The sequence below is a fragment of the Streptomyces sp. NWU339 genome, assembly GCF_003143855.1.
In the GTDB taxonomy this organism is placed as follows: domain Bacteria; phylum Actinomycetota; class Actinomycetes; order Streptomycetales; family Streptomycetaceae; genus Streptomyces.
The window spans coordinates 312,035-328,054 of the sequence record NZ_QFRK01000004.1 but is presented as its reverse complement, the minus strand read 5'-3'; the positions used below and the strand labels follow the sequence as shown (position 1 = coordinate 328,054).

At 71.6% G+C, this 16,020-nt stretch carries 13 protein-coding genes and 1 pseudogene; 7 read left to right on the top strand and 7 right to left on the bottom strand.

Features of this window, described 5'->3' with window-relative positions:
* Nucleotides 1-57 precede the first annotated feature (57 nt).
* The 4 genes from DIZ27_RS07965 to DIZ27_RS07950 form a co-directional block, all read right to left on the bottom strand.
* Nucleotides 58-441: a hypothetical protein gene (locus tag DIZ27_RS07965; RefSeq protein WP_109377584.1), complete on the bottom strand. Its 384-nt coding sequence runs from the start codon at nucleotides 439-441 to the stop codon at nucleotides 58-60.
* Nucleotides 442-548: 107 nt separating this feature from the next.
* Entirely contained in the window at nucleotides 549-1,928 is a 1,380-nt protein-coding gene (locus tag DIZ27_RS07960; protein ID WP_109377583.1) for a DUF2637 domain-containing protein, read from the bottom strand.
* Between the two features lie 149 nt (nucleotides 1,929-2,077).
* Entirely contained in the window at nucleotides 2,078-2,896 is an 819-nt protein-coding gene (locus DIZ27_RS07955; RefSeq protein WP_109377582.1) for a DUF3558 family protein, read from the bottom strand.
* Nucleotides 2,897-3,039: 143 nt separating this feature from the next.
* Nucleotides 3,040-3,957, bottom strand: coding sequence for a hypothetical protein (locus DIZ27_RS07950; protein WP_109377581.1), 918 nt, complete (start codon nucleotides 3,955-3,957; stop codon nucleotides 3,040-3,042).
* Nucleotides 3,958-4,172: 215 nt separating this feature from the next.
* Between DIZ27_RS07950 and DIZ27_RS07945 the strand changes: the two genes are divergently transcribed.
* Complete coding sequence (locus DIZ27_RS07945; protein WP_109377580.1) at nucleotides 4,173-5,366, top strand: RtcB family protein; 1,194 nt, start codon at nucleotides 4,173-4,175, stop codon at nucleotides 5,364-5,366.
* A 48-nt stretch (nucleotides 5,367-5,414) separates the two neighbouring features.
* Here the strand turns inward: DIZ27_RS07945 and DIZ27_RS07940 are convergent, their stop codons facing one another.
* Nucleotides 5,415-6,191, bottom strand: a complete 777-nt coding sequence (locus DIZ27_RS07940) for an SDR family NAD(P)-dependent oxidoreductase (RefSeq protein WP_109377579.1) — start codon at nucleotides 6,189-6,191, stop codon at nucleotides 5,415-5,417.
* A gap of 98 nt (nucleotides 6,192-6,289) precedes the next feature.
* On the bottom strand, nucleotides 6,290-6,625 hold the full coding sequence (locus DIZ27_RS07935; protein ID WP_109377578.1) for a YnfA family protein: 336 nt from the start codon (nucleotides 6,623-6,625) through the stop codon (nucleotides 6,290-6,292).
* A 106-nt stretch (nucleotides 6,626-6,731) separates the two neighbouring features.
* Between DIZ27_RS07935 and DIZ27_RS07930 the strand changes: the two genes are divergently transcribed.
* The 5 genes from DIZ27_RS07930 to DIZ27_RS07910 all read left to right on the top strand — a co-directional run bounded on the left by DIZ27_RS07930 (nucleotide 6,732) and on the right by DIZ27_RS07910 (nucleotide 12,584).
* The gene (locus DIZ27_RS07930) at nucleotides 6,732-7,817 is read left to right on the top strand and encodes an LLM class flavin-dependent oxidoreductase (protein ID WP_109377577.1); all 1,086 of its coding nucleotides are present in this window, start codon (nucleotides 6,732-6,734) and stop codon (nucleotides 7,815-7,817) included.
* Nucleotides 7,818-7,876: 59 nt separating this feature from the next.
* Entirely contained in the window at nucleotides 7,877-8,581 is a 705-nt protein-coding gene (locus tag DIZ27_RS07925) for a CE1759 family FMN reductase (protein WP_109377657.1), read from the top strand.
* A 213-nt stretch (nucleotides 8,582-8,794) separates the two neighbouring features.
* The gene (locus tag DIZ27_RS07920; RefSeq protein WP_109377576.1) at nucleotides 8,795-9,631 is read left to right on the top strand and encodes a response regulator transcription factor; all 837 of its coding nucleotides are present in this window, start codon (nucleotides 8,795-8,797) and stop codon (nucleotides 9,629-9,631) included.
* Between the two features lie 132 nt (nucleotides 9,632-9,763).
* Nucleotides 9,764-11,173 (top strand): HAMP domain-containing sensor histidine kinase, encoded by a 1,410-nt coding sequence (locus DIZ27_RS07915; protein ID WP_109377656.1) that lies wholly within the window; start codon nucleotides 9,764-9,766, stop codon nucleotides 11,171-11,173.
* 142 nt (nucleotides 11,174-11,315) lie between these two features.
* Nucleotides 11,316-12,584 carry an ArgE/DapE family deacylase gene (locus tag DIZ27_RS07910; RefSeq protein ID WP_109377575.1) on the top strand — a complete coding sequence of 423 codons (1,269 nt, stop codon included), beginning with the start codon at nucleotides 11,316-11,318 and terminating at the stop codon, nucleotides 12,582-12,584.
* Between the two features lie 73 nt (nucleotides 12,585-12,657).
* Here DIZ27_RS07910 and DIZ27_RS07905 read toward each other — a convergent pair.
* Nucleotides 12,658-14,330, bottom strand: a pseudogene (locus DIZ27_RS07905) (hypothetical protein); the annotation flags it as partial.
* A gap of 374 nt (nucleotides 14,331-14,704) precedes the next feature.
* Here DIZ27_RS07905 and DIZ27_RS07900 point away from each other — a divergent pair.
* Nucleotides 14,705-15,904 carry an MFS transporter gene (locus DIZ27_RS07900; protein WP_109377574.1) on the top strand — a complete coding sequence of 400 codons (1,200 nt, stop codon included), beginning with the start codon at nucleotides 14,705-14,707 and terminating at the stop codon, nucleotides 15,902-15,904.
* Nucleotides 15,905-16,020: the final 116 nt, after the last annotated feature.

Below are 16,020 nucleotides of genomic sequence, written 5' to 3'. Positions count from 1 at the left end.
CGCCGGCGCCGTGGCGGTGCGGACACGGCGCCGCGCATGCGACTCGCCGTACGCGGTTCAGCGGGTCAGCGCGAAGCCGGCGAACAGGACGCCGACCAGGCAGACGGCGAAGAAGGCGGCGTGCCGGCGCGGGACCTCGATGGGGCCCACGGCCTCGCCCCTGCGCCACCGCTCGTGCCCCTCCTTGAGCACCTTCCGCTGGGGGAGCAGGCCGAGCGGCAGGCTGATGTGGGCACACGAGTACATGACGAGCGCCTCGGCCAGACTGAAGCCCTTCAGCCGGCAGACGACGACCAGGACCGCCCCGCAGGTGACCATGATCACCGGATAGGCGATACGGAACTTCCGCAGGGGGATCCAGCTGCCCAGGACGTAGCTGGACAGGACGGTGGACGCCGCGGCCAGCAGCCACAGCCACCCGGTGGGTACGGACGTGAGCACGGATGCCCTTCTGCGTCAGGGTGGGGTCGACCTCGTGCACCGGTTCCCTGCGGGTGGGAGCAGCGGTCGGCCGCTCCCTGATGACCATGCGTCTTACTCGCCGCCGGTCAGGCGATGTGGTCGTCCTCCAGCTCCGCCGAATGGCGCTTCTGGAAGCGTTCCGCGAGGGCCTTCAGGGCGCTCGGGCTCAGCGTCGTGCCGTAGGTCGCCTGGATGTTGTCGCCGAGGACCCGGGGCGTGGGGTAGCTGCCGTCTATCGACTGACGGAACACCTGGTAGTACGCCTCCTCGTCCGGCTCGGCGACCGGAGTGCCGCCGCCCTCGCCGAGCTCGCGCGTGCGGCCCGGGCTCACCGGGATCGGAAAGCTGCCGGTCTCCTCCGGAGAGGGCTCCTGGGCGAGGGGCTCCTCCTGGTACTGGTCCTGGTACTGCTCGGCCTGCTGCTGCTCCGCGTACCACTGGGCGTACGCGGCGTCCGGGTCGTACGTGGGGTCGTAGCCGCCGTGGTACTCGACGGTCTGCGGGTCCCGGGCGTGCAGCCACTGGTTCTGGTCTGGGGCGGGCTGCCGGTCGTACGGGGGCTGCGCCGTGGGCTCCTCCGCGTCCGGGGACTCGCGGCGGTCCCGGGGGCCCTGGGAGCCCTGGGAATTCCGGGGGTCCGTGGTGCCGGGGTCGCCCATCAGCTCGGGGCGGCGTTCGGCGGAAGGGGCCGCCTGCTGCAGGGCGGGCGCCGACGACGCCATGGCCGGGCCGTCCACGGCCGTCCGGTGCTCGGGGGCCGGCGGGAGCACAGCCGGTTCGATGCCGGCCGCCGCCAGACCCGCCGGGGCCGTCTCGGCGAGGGGGACGCCGTACTTGGCCAGGCGCAGCGGCATCAGGGACTCCACCGGGGCCTTGCGCCGCCAGCTCCGGCCGAAGCGGGAGCGCATCCGGGCCTGGTAGACGAGACGTTCCTGCTCCAGCTTGATGACCTGCTCGTAGGAGCGCAGCTCCCACAGCTTCATCCGCCGCCACAGCAGGAACGTGGGGATCGGCGACAACACCCACCGGGTGAGGCGGACGCCCTCCATGTGCTTGTCCGCTGTGATGTCGGCGATCCGGCCGACCGCGTGCCGGGCGGCCTCCACCGCCACCACGAACAGGACGGGGATCACGCTGTGCATCCCCACACCGAGCGGATCCGGCCAGGCCGCCGCGCCGTTGAAGGCGATCGTGGCCGCCGTCAGCAGCCACGCCGTCTGACGCAGCAGCGGGAAGGGGATGCGGATCCAGGTCAGCAGCAGATCCAGGGCCAGCAGGACGCAGATGCCGGCGTCGATGCCGATCGGGAACACGTAGCTGAAGTTCCCGAAGCCCTTCTGTAGGGCCAGTTCACGGACGGCCGCGTACGAACCCGCGAAGCCGATTCCGGCGATGATCACGGCTCCGGCGACGACCACGCCGATGAGAACCCGGTGTGTCCGTGTCAGCTGAATGGGCGCGGCCACCCGTACTCCCCTCCTCTTGCGTGTTGTTGCGCGCAACAGAGTGGCACATGTGTGCGGAGGGCGGGTGGCCGGTTCCGTGTCAGAGCCTCACCGCACGTTTCCGGGTACGCCTTCGGGTGCGTCTCCGTGCACGCTTCTGTGCCTGTTTGTCAGCCCTTCGACTCCAACGGCGCGCCGCTCCCGGGGGCCCCGCCGTCGCCCTTGTCGTCCTTGCTGCCCGTGCCGTCCTTGGTCCCGGTCACGGACGTCACCGCTTCCTCGGCCGCCTTCTTCGCGTCCTTCATCAGGTCGTCGGCGCTCGGCGTCTTGTCCCCGGCGAGGCCCGCCCCGTTGTAGTCGAGGGTGACGACCACGTTCTCGACGCGCGCCACCACCGTCTGCTGCTTGAAGGCGCCTTCCTTCTTCTTCAGGTCGTAGCGCACGGCCGTCGCCTCGTCGCCGGTGCCGGAGATCGGCTCCGCCTCGGTGCCCTTGGCGCCGTCGGTGGCCTGGACGTCCTTGACCTGCTTGTCGTAGTACTCCTTGGCCAGTTCGTCGCCCGCGCCGCGTGCGACGTCCGAGTCGAAGCGCAGCATCGACACGCTCAGCCAGCGGAACTGAGAGCCGTCCACACCGTTGTTGGCGAGGCTGCTCCAGGAGCAGCTGGCGCGCTTGGCGATGTCGTCGGACTGGCCCTCCTTGCCCGACTTCGCCTCGGGCACGAGGTCGTCCAGGGTCTTCTTCGACAGGACGTCGCACGCGTCCGGGAGGTCCGTGTACACCGCCGCCCGCACCGTCGGGGACGGGCTCGCGGACGCCGACGCGGAGGTGTCGGCCGCCTTGTCCTCGCCGCCGTCGGAGCCGGAGTCCGAGGAGCAGCCGGCGGCGATCAGCATCGCGGGGACGGCTGCCGCGCAGACAAGAACGCGGTTGAGGCGCTTCGCTCGGTGATCACGCTGTGCTCGTCGCTGCATGGTTCCTTCACTCATGACGCTCGTGTTCCCTGCGGTCGAACCCGTCGTCGAACCTGCGGTCGAAAAGGGGTCCGAGGGATCACCGTACGCGGTGCGCCGTTCGTGTGGTCGTCCTTCGGGGGCTTTGCGCAGGGCGGTGGAGGGAGTGTGAGCGAGGCTCAGCCGCTCAGCGAATCGGCCAGCAGGGACGCCAGTTTCCTTGCCCTGTCCTGCATTTCCCTGCTGTCCGGGACGGCGCCGACGGTCGCCGGCTGCTCCGTGTACTCGATCGTCACGATCACGTTGGACGTGCGGAACGCCACAGTCACCGTGCGCTGCTCGGCGGTCGAACCGGAGCTGCTCAGCTCGTCGTCGATGAAGGCCTCGTCGCCGAACTCCTCCAGGACGCGGGGCTGGAGGCCGGAGGGTGAAGTGGAGGGCGACACGGGGGAGGTGCCGCCGGTGGACGGTGAGCCGGAAGCCGAGGACGCGGCGTCGGACGGTGCGGAGGAATCAGAGGAATCAGAGGAATCGGAGGAACTGGAAGAACCAGAAGAACCGGAAGGGTTGGGGGAGCCGGGTGAATCGGAGGAAGTGGGCGAGGGCGATGTGTCCGGGGCGGTGGAACCGGACTCCGTGGCCGTCGGCTTCGGAAGGCCGGCCGCCTCCTGCTTCGTCGCGAAGAGCTGCTGGGCCTGGTTGTCGTCGCTGACGGCGTTGTCGTAGGAGACGACCCGCTCGAGGTCGATCACCAGGCGATCGGTGGCCTGGGACGACTCCACCTTCCAGCGGCAGCCCACCTTGCGGTCGGTGTCGTACGTGAGGGAGGCCTCGCCCGCGTACGCCTTCTCACGCTGCGCCTGGTCGGCCATCTCCCTGATGCCGGGCAGGAGTTCGTCGAGCGTCTTGGCGTCGACCGTGCCGCAGGGCTCGGGGAGCGTGGCGTACCTGCCCGGCTGGGCCGCCGGGGAGGCCGTGCCAGCACCGCCCGGGTTGGAGTTGCCCGACTGGCTTCCGCTGCTCGAACTGCCGGTGCATCCGGCCAGCAGGGCCGCGAGGAGCGCGGCGACGCCGGGTACGTATGCCCTCCGCTGCACGGCCGGGCTCCTCTCGACGGGCGGGTGCGGGCCACAGCCCGCCGGGTCTCTCAGTGTCCCCGCTGGTTAATCGCTTGCCGCACGGGGGCACCCCCGGCAGACAATGTGTATCGCACGCACTGCCGTGAACGCCGGTCCGAAGTCCTTTTCGTCGACCTGAGCGACGGTTTTTGATCTTTTATGCTTATGTTGTCGTTCGGGGGAATGGGGAAGACATGTCGTACGTGGAAATGCCGGGTGCGAAGGTGTCGATCCGTATGTGGACGGATCCGGCGACGGTGGAGGAGGGGGCCCTCCAGCAGCTGCGGAACGTGGCGACCCTGCCCTGGATCAAGGGCCTGGCCGTGATGCCGGACGTGCACTACGGGAAGGGCGCGACGGTCGGCTCGGTCATCGCGATGCGGGGTGCGGTGTGCCCGGCGGCGGTGGGGGTCGACATCGGCTGCGGGATGTCGGCGGTGAAGACGTCCCTGACGGCCAACGACCTGCCGGGCGACCTGTCCCGGCTGCGCTCGAAGATCGAGCAGGCGATCCCGGTCGGGCGCGGGATGCACGACTCCCCCGTGGACCCGACCCGGCTGCACGGCTTCGCCACCGGCGGCTGGGACGACTTCTGGGGGCGCTTCGACGGCGTGGCGGAAGCGGTCAGGTTCCGTCAGGAGCGGGCCGCGAAGCAGATGGGAACGCTCGGATCGGGCAACCACTTCGTCGAGGTCTGCACGGACACGACCGGTGCGGTCTGGCTGATGCTGCACTCCGGTTCCCGGAACATCGGCAAGGAACTGGCCGAGCATCACATCGGGGTGGCGCAGAAGCTCCCGCACAACCAGGGCCTGGTCGACCGTGACCTCGCCGTCTTCGTGGCGGACACCCCGCAGATGGCGGCCTACCGGAACGACCTGTTCTGGGCGCAGGAGTACGCGAGGCGAAACCGTTCGATCATGATGGCGCTGCTGAAGGACGTGATCCGCAAGGAGTTCAAGAAGGCGAAGCCGGCCTTCGAGGCGGAGATCAGCGCGCACCACAACTACGTGGCCGAGGAGCGCTACGACGGCATGGACCTGCTCGTCACCCGCAAGGGGGCGATCCGCGCGGGCTCCGGCGAGTTCGGGATCATCCCGGGCTCCATGGGTACGGGCTCGTACATCGTCAAGGGCCTCGGGAACGCCGATTCGTTCAACTCGGCGTCGCACGGCGCCGGCCGGCGCATGAGCCGCAACGCGGCGAAGCGGCGTTTCTCGACGAAGGACCTGGAGGAGCAGACGCGCGGCGTGGAGTGCCGTAAGGACTCCGGTGTCGTGGACGAGATCCCGGGCGCGTACAAGCCGATCGAGCAGGTCATCGACCAGCAGCGGGACCTCGTGGAGGTCGTGGCGAAGCTGAAGCAGGTCGTCTGTGTGAAGGGCTGACCGGAAAGGCCGGCCGGAAGGGCCGCCGCGCCGCGTGCGGCGCGGCCGTCACGGTTCCCGGTGGACCTTCGTGTTCGACGCCTGGGCCCGGGGGCGTACGACCAGCAGGTCGATGTTGACATGGCTCGGGCGGGTCACCGCCCAGGTGATGGTGTCGGCGACGTCGTCCGCGGTGAGCGGCTCGGCGACGCCCTCGTACACCTTGGCGGCCTTCGCCGCGTCGCCGTCGAAGCGGGTGAGGGCGAACTCCTCGGTCTTCACCATGCCCGGCGCGATCTCGATGACGCGCACGGGCCGGCCGACGATCTCCAGGCGGAGGGTCTCGGCCAGGACGTGCTCGGCGTGCTTGGCGGCGACGTAGCCCGCGCCGCCCTCGTAGGTGGCGTGGCCGGCCGTCGAGGAGACGATGACGACCGTGCCGTCGCCGCTCGCCTCCAGCCGGGGCAGCAGGGCCTGGGTGAGGTGGAGGGTGCCGATGACGTTCGTCTCGTACATCCGGCGCCAGTCGTCCGGGTCGCCGGTCGCGACCGGGTCGGCGCCCAGCGCGCCGCCCGCGTTGTTGACCAGGACGCCGATGGTCCTGAACGCGGTGGCGAACTCGTCGACGGCCGCGCGGTCGGTGACGTCGAGCGGGTACGCGGTCGCCGCGTGGCCGGCCGCGTTGATCTCCTCGGCGAGCGCCTCGATACGGTCCTTGCGGCGGGCGGTGAGGACGACGCGGTAACCGGCCTCGGCGAGCCCGCGGGCCGTGGCGGCGCCGATGCCGCTGCTCGCGCCGGTGACGACGGCGATACGAGACGCTGCGGACGGTGCGGCGGTGGCCATGGGCTGCTCCTCCGGGTGGATCCATGTGGGCGGTGCCGTGCCAGCATATGCGGGCCACCCGGGCATGCCCGGGCCCGTCCGGGCGCGCGGGAGCGTGGTCAGCCGTTGCGCGGCGCCCACATGATCACGGCCATTCCGGCCAGGCAGATCAGGGCGCCGGTGATGTCCCAGCGGTCCGGGCGGTAGCCGTCCGCGAGCGCGCCCCACAGGATCGACCCGGCGACGAAGATGCCCCCGTACGCGGCGAGCACGCGGCCGAAGTGCGCGTCGGGCTGGAAGGTGGCGACGAACCCGTACGCGCCGAGGGCGAGGACGCCGCCGGTCGCCCACATCCAGCCGCGTTGTTCCCGCACGCCCTGCCAGACCAGCCAGGCGCCCCCGATCTCCAGGATCGCGGCGAGGACGAACAGGGCGGCGGAACGGGCGATCAGCATGCGGGCAGCTTCGCAGACCGGATGCGGGATACCGGAATAAGGGGGGAGGGGGAGCGGTTGAGCCGGTTATAGTTGAACCGTCAACCAATCCGGAAGGTGAACGGCCATGCAGTTCGGGATCTTCAGCGTCGGCGATGTCACGCCCGACCCCACGACGGGGCGTACCCCCACCGAGCGCGAGCGGATCAAGGCCATGGTCGCCATCGCGCTGAAGGCCGAGGAAGTCGGCCTGGACGTGTTCGCCACCGGCGAGCACCACAACCCGCCGTTCGTGCCGTCCTCGCCCACGACCATGCTCGGCTACATCGCGGCGCGCACGGAGCGGCTGGTCCTCTCCACCTCCACCACCCTCATCACCACCAACGACCCGGTGAAGATCGCCGAGGACTTCGCCATGCTCCAGCACCTGGCCGACGGCCGGATGGACGTGATGATGGGGCGCGGCAACACCGGACCGGTCTACCCCTGGTTCGGCCAGGACATCCGCCAGGGCATCAACCTCGCCATCGAGAACTACGCCCTGCTGCACCGGCTGTGGCGCGAGGACGTCGTCAACTGGGAGGGCAAGTTCCGCACCCCGCTGCAGGGCTTCACCTCCACGCCCCGTCCGCTGGACGACGTACCGCCGTTCGTCTGGCACGGGTCGATCCGCTCGCCCGAGATCGCCGAGCAGGCCGCCTACTACGGTGACGGTTTCTTCCACAACAACATCTTCTGGCCGGCCGACCACACCAAGCGGATGATCGAGCTCTACCGCACCCGGTACGCGCACTACGGGCACGGCACGGCCGAGCAGGCGATCGTCGGCCTCGGCGGGCAGGTGTTCATGCGGAAGAACTCGCAGGACGCCGTGCGCGAGTTCCGTCCGTACTTCGACGTCGCCCCCGTCTACGGGCACGGGCCCTCGCTGGAGGAGTTCACCCGGCAGACCCCGCTGACCGTGGGCTCCCCGCAGCAGGTCATCGAGAAGACGCTGTCCTTCCGCGACTACGCGGGCGACTACCAGCGCCAGCTGTTCCTCATGGACCACGCGGGACTGCCGCTGAAGACGGTGCTCGAGCAGCTCGACCTGCTCGGCGAGGAAGTGGTGCCGGTGCTGCGCAAGGAGTTCGCCAAGGACCGCCCGGCCGACGTGCCGGCCGCGCCGACGCACTCCTCGCGGCTGGCCGGCCGGGAAGTGAGCAAGGCGTGAACGCCCTGAATGGCATGGAAGGCATGGAAGGCGTGAAAGGTATGAATGGCATGAACGCCATGAACATCGTCGTCGTGTCGGCCGGGCTGAGCGTGCCGTCGTCCACTCGCCTGCTCGGGGAGCGGCTGGCCGCCGCGGCCACCGGGCAGGCCCCGTCCGACGTGCCGGTGATCGAACTGCGGGACCTCGCGGTGGACATCGCGCACAACTTCACCAGCGGTTTCCCGGCCCCGGCGCTCGCCGAGGCGATGGACGCGGTGACCGGGGCGGACGGGGTGATCGTGGTCACGCCGGTGTTCTCGGCGTCGTACAGCGGGCTGTTCAAGTCGTTCTTCGACGTGCTCGGCGCCCGGGACCGGGAGGCCCTGGCCGGCAAGCCGGTGCTGATCGCCGCGACCGGGGGCACGCCCCGGCACTCGCTGGTGCTGGAGCACTCCCTGCGGCCCCTCTTCGCCCACCTGCGCGCGGTCGTCGTCCCCACGGGGGTCTACGCCGCGTCCCAGGACTGGGGTGACAAGGGCCTGGACGCCCGGATCGCCCGGGCGGCGGGCGAGCTGGCCGCCCTGGCGGGCGCCCTGCCGGCCGCCGGCAACGGGACGGTCGACGGCAACAGCAACAGCAACAGCAACGGCAACGGCGACGGCGGCGAGGCGGGCGGCGACGCGATCCGTGTCACACGCGGGGGCGCCGTCGACGACAAGTTCGACGCGCGCAACGTGGTGCCGTTCGAGGAGCAGCTGGCCGCCCTGCGGTCGGCCGGCTGAGGGCGCCCCACAGCCCCCACGACTCCCGGCGGTCTTCCAGGGACAGCGGCCGCCGGGTGAGACGACTGTCCAGGACGGCCGGTCGTTCGCAAGGGTCCGGTCGCGGGAAGGGACGCCCGCGACCGGACCGCGGCGGGATGAGAGCGAGGTAAGAAGGAGCCTCTTCGGTCACTGCTCCGTCCGCCGGATGGCGGTGCTTGGCACACTGGCACCGTGTCTCCTACCGCGCCCCGCACCCACACCGTGCTGCTCGCCGAAGACGACCGCGCCATCCGCAACGCCCTGGAGCGCGCCCTGACCCTGGAGGGCTACCGGGTCACGGCGGTCGCCGACGGCGTCGAGGCGCTGGCACAGGCCCACCGCAGCCGGCCCGACGTCCTCCTGCTGGACGTGATGATGCCCGGCATCGACGGGCTCCAAGTGTGCCGGGTACTGCGCGCCGAGGGCGACCGCACCCCCGTGCTGATGCTGACGGCGCTGGTGGAGACCGCCGACCGGATCGCCGGACTGGACGCGGGCGCCGACGACTACGTCGTCAAGCCGTTCGACGTCGAGGAGGTCTTCGCCCGGCTGCGAGCCCTGCTCCGCCGGGCAGCACCCGTGCCCGCGCCGGCCTCCGCGCCCGATGGGACGCCGACGTCGCAGGAGCAGCCGAACACGCGGAGAACACAGAAAACGCGGGGGGCGGGGGGCTCGGAGGAGTCGCGGGAGCCGGGGAAGCCGGGGGAGACCCCGCCCGCCGCTCCGGGGCGGCACATCGCCGCGGCCGGGGTGCGCATGGACCCGCAGGCGCGCCGGGCCTGGCGTGGGCAGCGGGAGCTGGAGCTGACCCGCACCGAGTTCGAACTGCTGGAGCTGCTGATCCGCAACGCGGGCATCGTCCTCGACCACTCCACCATCTACGACCGTATCTGGGGCTACGACTTCGGCCCCGGCTCCAAGAACCTCGCCGTCTACGTCGGCTACCTGCGCCGCAAACTCGACGGGCCCGGCGCGCCGCAGCTGATCCACACGGTGCGCGGGGTGGGTTACGTGCTGCGGGAGGACTGAGTGGTATCAGGCACTTCGGATACCTCGAACACCTCTGACACCTCTGACACCTCCGGCACTTCGGGCTTGCGGAACGCCTCACGCGTCCCGGACCGTGCGTACCGGCCCTCACCGCGGGCCCGGCGATGCCGGCTGCCGCTGCTGTCGCTGGGCACCAAGTTCGCGGTGGCGTTCGCCGCCGTGACGGCCACGATCACCGTCCTGGTCGGCATCCTGTCGTACAGCGCCGCCGCGAGACTCGTACGGGTGGACCAGCAGAGCGTGTTCGACGAGGTCGTGGAGGACCTGCGCGGCGAGGTCAGGTCGAACCGGATGACACCGCTCGACTTCTCCTCCGCCGCCCCCGGCCACGATCTGGTGCGGCCCGCCCGGACGGACGTCCAGGTGCTCGGGCCGGACGGCCGGATCGTCGACCCGGGCGACCCGGGGCTGCCGGTGGTCGACGCCGACCGCGTGGTCGCGGGGGCCGCCACGGCCGGACGGGTGGTCGAGCACGCGGACGTCGACGTCGGCGACGACATCTACCGCGTCGCGACCGTCGCGCTGGGCGACGGCCGAGGCGCGGTCCAGATCGCGCAGGAGTTCAGCGACACCGAGGACCTGCTGCGGGCCCTCCAGCAGCGCACCCTCGTCCTGATGACGGCGGTGGTGGTCGCGGCCGGTCTTTTCGGCTGGTGGCTGGCCCGGCGCATCACCCGCCGCCTGGTCGTCCTCACCGACGCCGCCGAGGACGTCGCCCGCACCCGCAGGCTCGGCATCCAGGTGCCCGTCACCGGCCGGGACGAGGTGGGGCGGCTCGGCCGCGCCTTCGACCGGATGCTGGGCCGGCTCGCCCAGTCCGAGGACGACCAGCGCCGGCTCGTCCAGGACGCGGGGCACGAACTGCGCACCCCGCTCACCTCGTTGCGGACCAACATCTCCCTGCTGCGCCGTATCGACGAACTCCCGCCGGACACCCGTGAGGAACTCGTCGCCGACCTCTCCCAGGAGGCCCGTGAGCTGACCGACCTGGTCAACGAGCTCGTCGAGCTGGCGGCCGGTCAGTCCGACACCGAGCCGCCGCGGCGCGTCGACCTCGCCGACATCGCCCAGGACGTGGCGGGACTGGCCCGGCGCCGCAACGGACGGAAGATCGTCGTCCGTGCGAGCGGCGACACCACGACCGACGGACGGCCCGGGATGCTCACCCGGGCGGTGTCCAACCTGGTCGAGAACGCGGTCAAGTTCGACCGGGACGGCACGGCGCCCATCGACATCACCGTCGCGGGACCTGCGCGACCGGGCACGGTGCGGGTGGAGGTCCGCGACCGGGGGCCCGGTATCGCGGCCGCCGACCTGATCCACGTCTTCGACCGCTTCTACCGCGCCGCCGACGCCCGCTCCCTGCCCGGTTCGGGCCTCGGCCTGTCCATCGTCCGTGAGGTGGCCCTGGCCCACGGGGGCGCACCGTACGCGGTACGCCGGGCCGGCGGCGGCACGGTGATCGGCTTCACGGTGGGCGGCGTCCCCCTGACGCGCCACGACACGGAACCGGGCCCCTGACGGGCGACGGGTGAGGGGTGAGGTGTGACGGGCGACGGGTGATCGAGATCGCCCCTCGCCGCCGCGTATCGACGGCCGGGGACGAGCATGTATGCGGTCGGGGGTGCGCCGCACGCGCTCCCGGGAGGGGAGGAGCGGCAACGTGCTGACCGACGAGGAGGCCGCCGCGCTGGCGGCGATCGACGAGGCGGCCCTGGGGCGGACCCTGATGGAGCTGATCGCGGCGCCGAGCGTGACCGGGAGCGCCGCCGAGTCCGAACTCCAGCACCAGCTGGCCGGCCGGCTGGAATGGCTGGGGCTGGAGGTCGACCTGTGGTCCATGGACCTGCCCGCGCTGCGGGCCCACCCCGGTTTCCCGGGCATGGAGGTGCCCCGTGAGGAGGCGTGGGGACTGGTCGGGACCACGCAGGACGGCGGCGACGGGCCCACCCTGATCCTCCAGGGCCACGTCGACGTCGTACCGCCCGGCGACCCCGAGGCGTGGGGGGACGGAGACCCGTTCGTACCGCGGGTGACCGGGGACGTGGTGCACGGGCGCGGCGCCTGCGACATGAAGGCGGGGCTCGCCGCGCACCTCGCCGCGCTCGCCGCGATACGGACGGCCGGGATACGGCTGCGCGGCCGGGTCGCGACCCACTTCGTGGTCGGTGAGGAGGACGGCGGCATCGGCGCGTTCGGCACCCTGGAGCGCGGACACCGGGGCGACGCCTGCGTCATCGCCGAGCCCACCGGGGGCACCCTGATCACCGCGAACGCGGGCGCGCTGACGTTCCGTCTCGCCGTGCCCGGCAGGGCGGCGCACGGCAGTGCGCGGGAGCAGGGAGTCAGCGCCGTCGACGCCTACCTGCCCCTGCACCGGGCGCTGGCCGCCCTGGAGACCGAGCGGAACCGGAACCCGTCCCCGCTGCTCGCCGAGTACCCGATCCCGTACGCCCTGTCGGTGGGCACCGTGCGCGCCGGGGACTGGGCGAGCAGCGTGCCGGACCTGCTGGTCGCCGAGGGCCGGCTCGGCGTACGCCTGGACGAGGACCCGGCCGAGGCGCGGGCCGACCTGGAACGGTGCGTGGCCGAGGCCTGCGCCGCCGACCCGTGGCTGCGCGACCACCCGGCGACGGTGACCTGGCCGGGCGGCCGGTTCGCGAGCGGCCGCCTGCCGGAGGGCCACCCCCTGCCGGACGTCGTCGGCGCCGCCCACACCGACGCGACGGGCGCCCCGCCGCCCCGACGGCGGGGCGCGACCTACGGCAGCGACCTGCGCCACTACACCGGCGCGGGCGTTCCGACGCTGCAGTTCGGACCGGGAGACATCGAGGTGGCCCACAGCCCCCGCGAACAGGTCTCCCTGCGGGAGACGGTGGCGGTGGCCCGGACCATGGTCCTCACGGTGCTGCGCACGGTGGGCACGAAGTGAGGTGGCGTCACGTGACGTGAATCACCGGGACAGTGCTGAGTGCCGGGCCGGGGAAGTTTCCGTACCGTTCCTGGTCAGTGAACAGGAGTGAGTCTTGGACCCATATCTGGTCACTGCGGACACCCCGAACGGTGGTGGATGTCCTGGTCGCCCGCGTACTCGCCGCGTCCGGCGGCACGGATCGGGTCCGTGGTCCGGGAATGCGGGGGCGGGGTCCCTCACCCCCAGGGACACGCCGGTCGGCCTGGACGGTCCGATGCCCGTGCACATCGCTCCGGTGTGCACGGGGCGGTGTCGTCCTCCCCCAGTGCCTTGAGGGCCTGGGAGGTGCCCCCAGCCGGATCGGGTGCCCCTGGGCGCGTCGTCCGATCGCGATGCTCGCCGCATCGTGCCGGGTGGTCTTACGGGCGGGGCCGGCCGGCGGCTTCTGCCAGTGCTGGGCGCCCCACCTGCTGGTGTAGGCCGGGTCCACGGCGATGACCGCGATACCTGTGGCATCGGCCATGGAGGCCAGCCGGGCGCGGAGCCTGCCGGTCGGCATGCCGGAGATCAGCTGCCGGAATCGGCGCCTGCGCCCGTGCTTCTCTCTGGTTTTCTCGGCCTGGAAGTCGAGGTCCTCGACCGCGACGGCCTGGACGCCGCAGCTCTTGGCCCAGTGCAGCAGCCGCGTGAGGGCATGCCGTACCTGGGCGTCGCGGTGCCGGGCGTCGCGGTGCCGGGCGTTGCCGGACAGGTCGTAGAAGAACCGGCGTGGCCGGCCGGTCGGGTTGCCGTGGGTGTCCAGGCGCCAGGCGGCGAGGTGGTCGGCGTTGGTGTCCACGCCGATCACGCCACCGGCGAGGGCGGCTTTGAGGGCGATGCTCTTGGCGGGTGGGATCTGCCAGGAGGCGTCCGTGTACCAGCGTCCGCGCCCCGTGTCGTAGTGGATGCGGTAGGCCACCGCCCGGTTGGCCTCCACCCGGTCGGCCCACTCCTGCCCCGATGCGCAAACCCCACCCGCGCAGCCAGTACGTACCGGCCGTGCCCGGCGTTCGCCAGGCCGGCGAGCGGGGCCGGGAGCTTGATCGACACTTCTCCCTCGGACGTGATGCGGATCGTCTCGTTGCCGAACCTCTTGCCCGACTCGCCGTCCGCCTGGAGGAACCAGCGCCCGGCTTCCCACCGCGCACGCCACTCGGCCTCGGTGAGCTGCGCCGCATCGAGGTGGTGACGGGTGCCCAGCAGGCCTCTGCCGCCGCGCACGACATGCACCCGGCCCGCTTCCCGGTCGGCCCGAACCCGGTCGAGCCGGTCCTCCAGCACATGCAGCCGCCGCGTCTTGTGGAACCACTCGTGCGCGGAGCGGTAGCCGCCCGGAGCCCGCTTGGTGCCCTGCTGGCCGACCGGCAGCGACAGCCGGTGCCGGAGCGTCGTGATACCGGCTTCGAGGGACTGCACGTGTGTGGCCTGGCCACGCCGGGCGAGCGCCCACTGATCATGCGTGGCCCTCGTGATCGACCCGGCCCACCGGGACGACGACTCGGCCGTCAGGTCCCGCTTACGGGCCGCCCAGGACCGGGTGGAGTGCTCCAGGCCGTCCAGGCACCGCGCTTTGAGGTCCTTCGAGGCGAGCGAGCCCAGGTGCGCACCCACCAGGCGCAGAACCTGCTCGTCCTCGGGCGTGAGGTCTTTGAGGCGGGTGCGGACCGCCACACCGGACGGGCCGGGCACGACGAACGGCTCCGCGACCTTCCGCAGACCACCCACCCGGACCCACCCCCGCCACCGGCCTCGACAACCCGCTCACCCCGTCCAACGAACACCACCGGGCAAGGTCACGCATTCGACGGACGAACTCCCCTTCGCCGTCTGGCAACACGCCACGGCAGCCCCCGCCGCACACACCACTGCTCACCCATGCACGCCAGAACGCACTCACACTCAGCCAAACCCCAGCAGTTCCCGACCCCCGTCGGAGGCAGAGTCCAGGTTCGCCTCGAGGATGACCTCCTCTCCCCTTCCTGGCGGCTGACTGCCGAGCGGGGGGCGGACCGGGCTTACGGGCTCAGGGTGATTAGGTTCGGCCTTCGGCCATGGCACGCGAGAGCCGAGGAACAAGACCTCGGTCCAAGGGGGCAGTTGTGAACGTCGGTGTGCAACGCGGAGCGATCGCTGCCGTGCAAGTGCTCGGTCTCGCCGTGTGGTTCTCCATGTCGGCGGTGGTGCCCAGCCTGCGGAACGACTGGGGGCTCACCGCCGGCGGCGCGGTATGGCTGACGGCCTCCGTGCAGTTCGGCTTCGTCGCCGGGGCCGTGGCCTCGACGGCCCTGAACCTGGCGGACCGCGTTCCGCCCCAGCGCCTGCTCGCCGTCAGTGCCGCGGCAGCCGCCGTCTGCACCGTGGTGCTGGCCCTGTTCGCCGACCGGCCGGCCGTCGCCGTCCCGCTGCGGCTCATGACCGGGATGTTCCTGGCCGGGGTCTACCCCACCGGCATGAAGCTCATGGCCTCCTGGTCCGGCAGCGCCGGACGGGGCAGGACCATGGGCGTCCTCATCGCCGCTCTCACCCTCGGCTCCACTCTTCCCCATCTCATAGCCGGCGTGGGCTCACTGCCCTGGCGCGGTGTTCTGCTCGCCGCAGCGGCAGCCGGGCTCCTGGGCTCCGTCATCTCACTGGCCCTCATCCGGATCGGCCCCCACGCGGCACCGACCGCACCCGCCCGCAACCCCCGGTACGCGCTGACCATGTTCACCGAACGCGGGCCGCGCCTGGCCAATCTCGGCTACTTCGGACACATGTGGGAGCTCTACGCCCTGTGGACCTGGATCCCGTCCTTCCTGCTGGCGGCCTCCGCCGCGAGAGGACTCCCGGGCTCGGTGGGGATCACGGTGTTCCTCACCATGGGAATCGGCGGGGCAGTCGGTTGCCTGCTCGGCGGCTGGGGCGCGGACCGCTTCGGCCGCTCTCCCGCCGCCCTGGCGGCGCTTCTCCTCAGCGGCCTGTGCTGCCTGGTCTCCCCGCTCTTCTTCCACGCTCCGCCGCTGCTTCTGTTCGCCTTCTGCGCGCTGTGGGGTGCTGCCGTGATCGCGGACTCAGGGGTGTTCTCGACATCGCTGAGCGAGGTCGCCGACCACCGCTACATCGGGACGGCGCTCACCGGCCAGACCGCGATCGGCTTCGCCCTCACCGTCATCAGCATCCAGCTCACCCCCCTCCTGGCCGAGGCCATCGGCTGGGAGTACGCCTTCCTCCTTCTCGCGCCCGGACCCCTCGCCGGCGCCTTCGCCATGCGCGCCTTCGGCAGAGCCACCACCTCCGCTCCCTCCCCGCAGGGCACCTGACGACCTGACGGCCTCTTCCCGGCACTGGAGAGGGCAGGGCCCGAAAGCCCCGCCCGACCCCTGCGGGATCCCAGGTTCATGTGCCCTGGATGTGCCTCCCGGGCACGTGCCCGGGA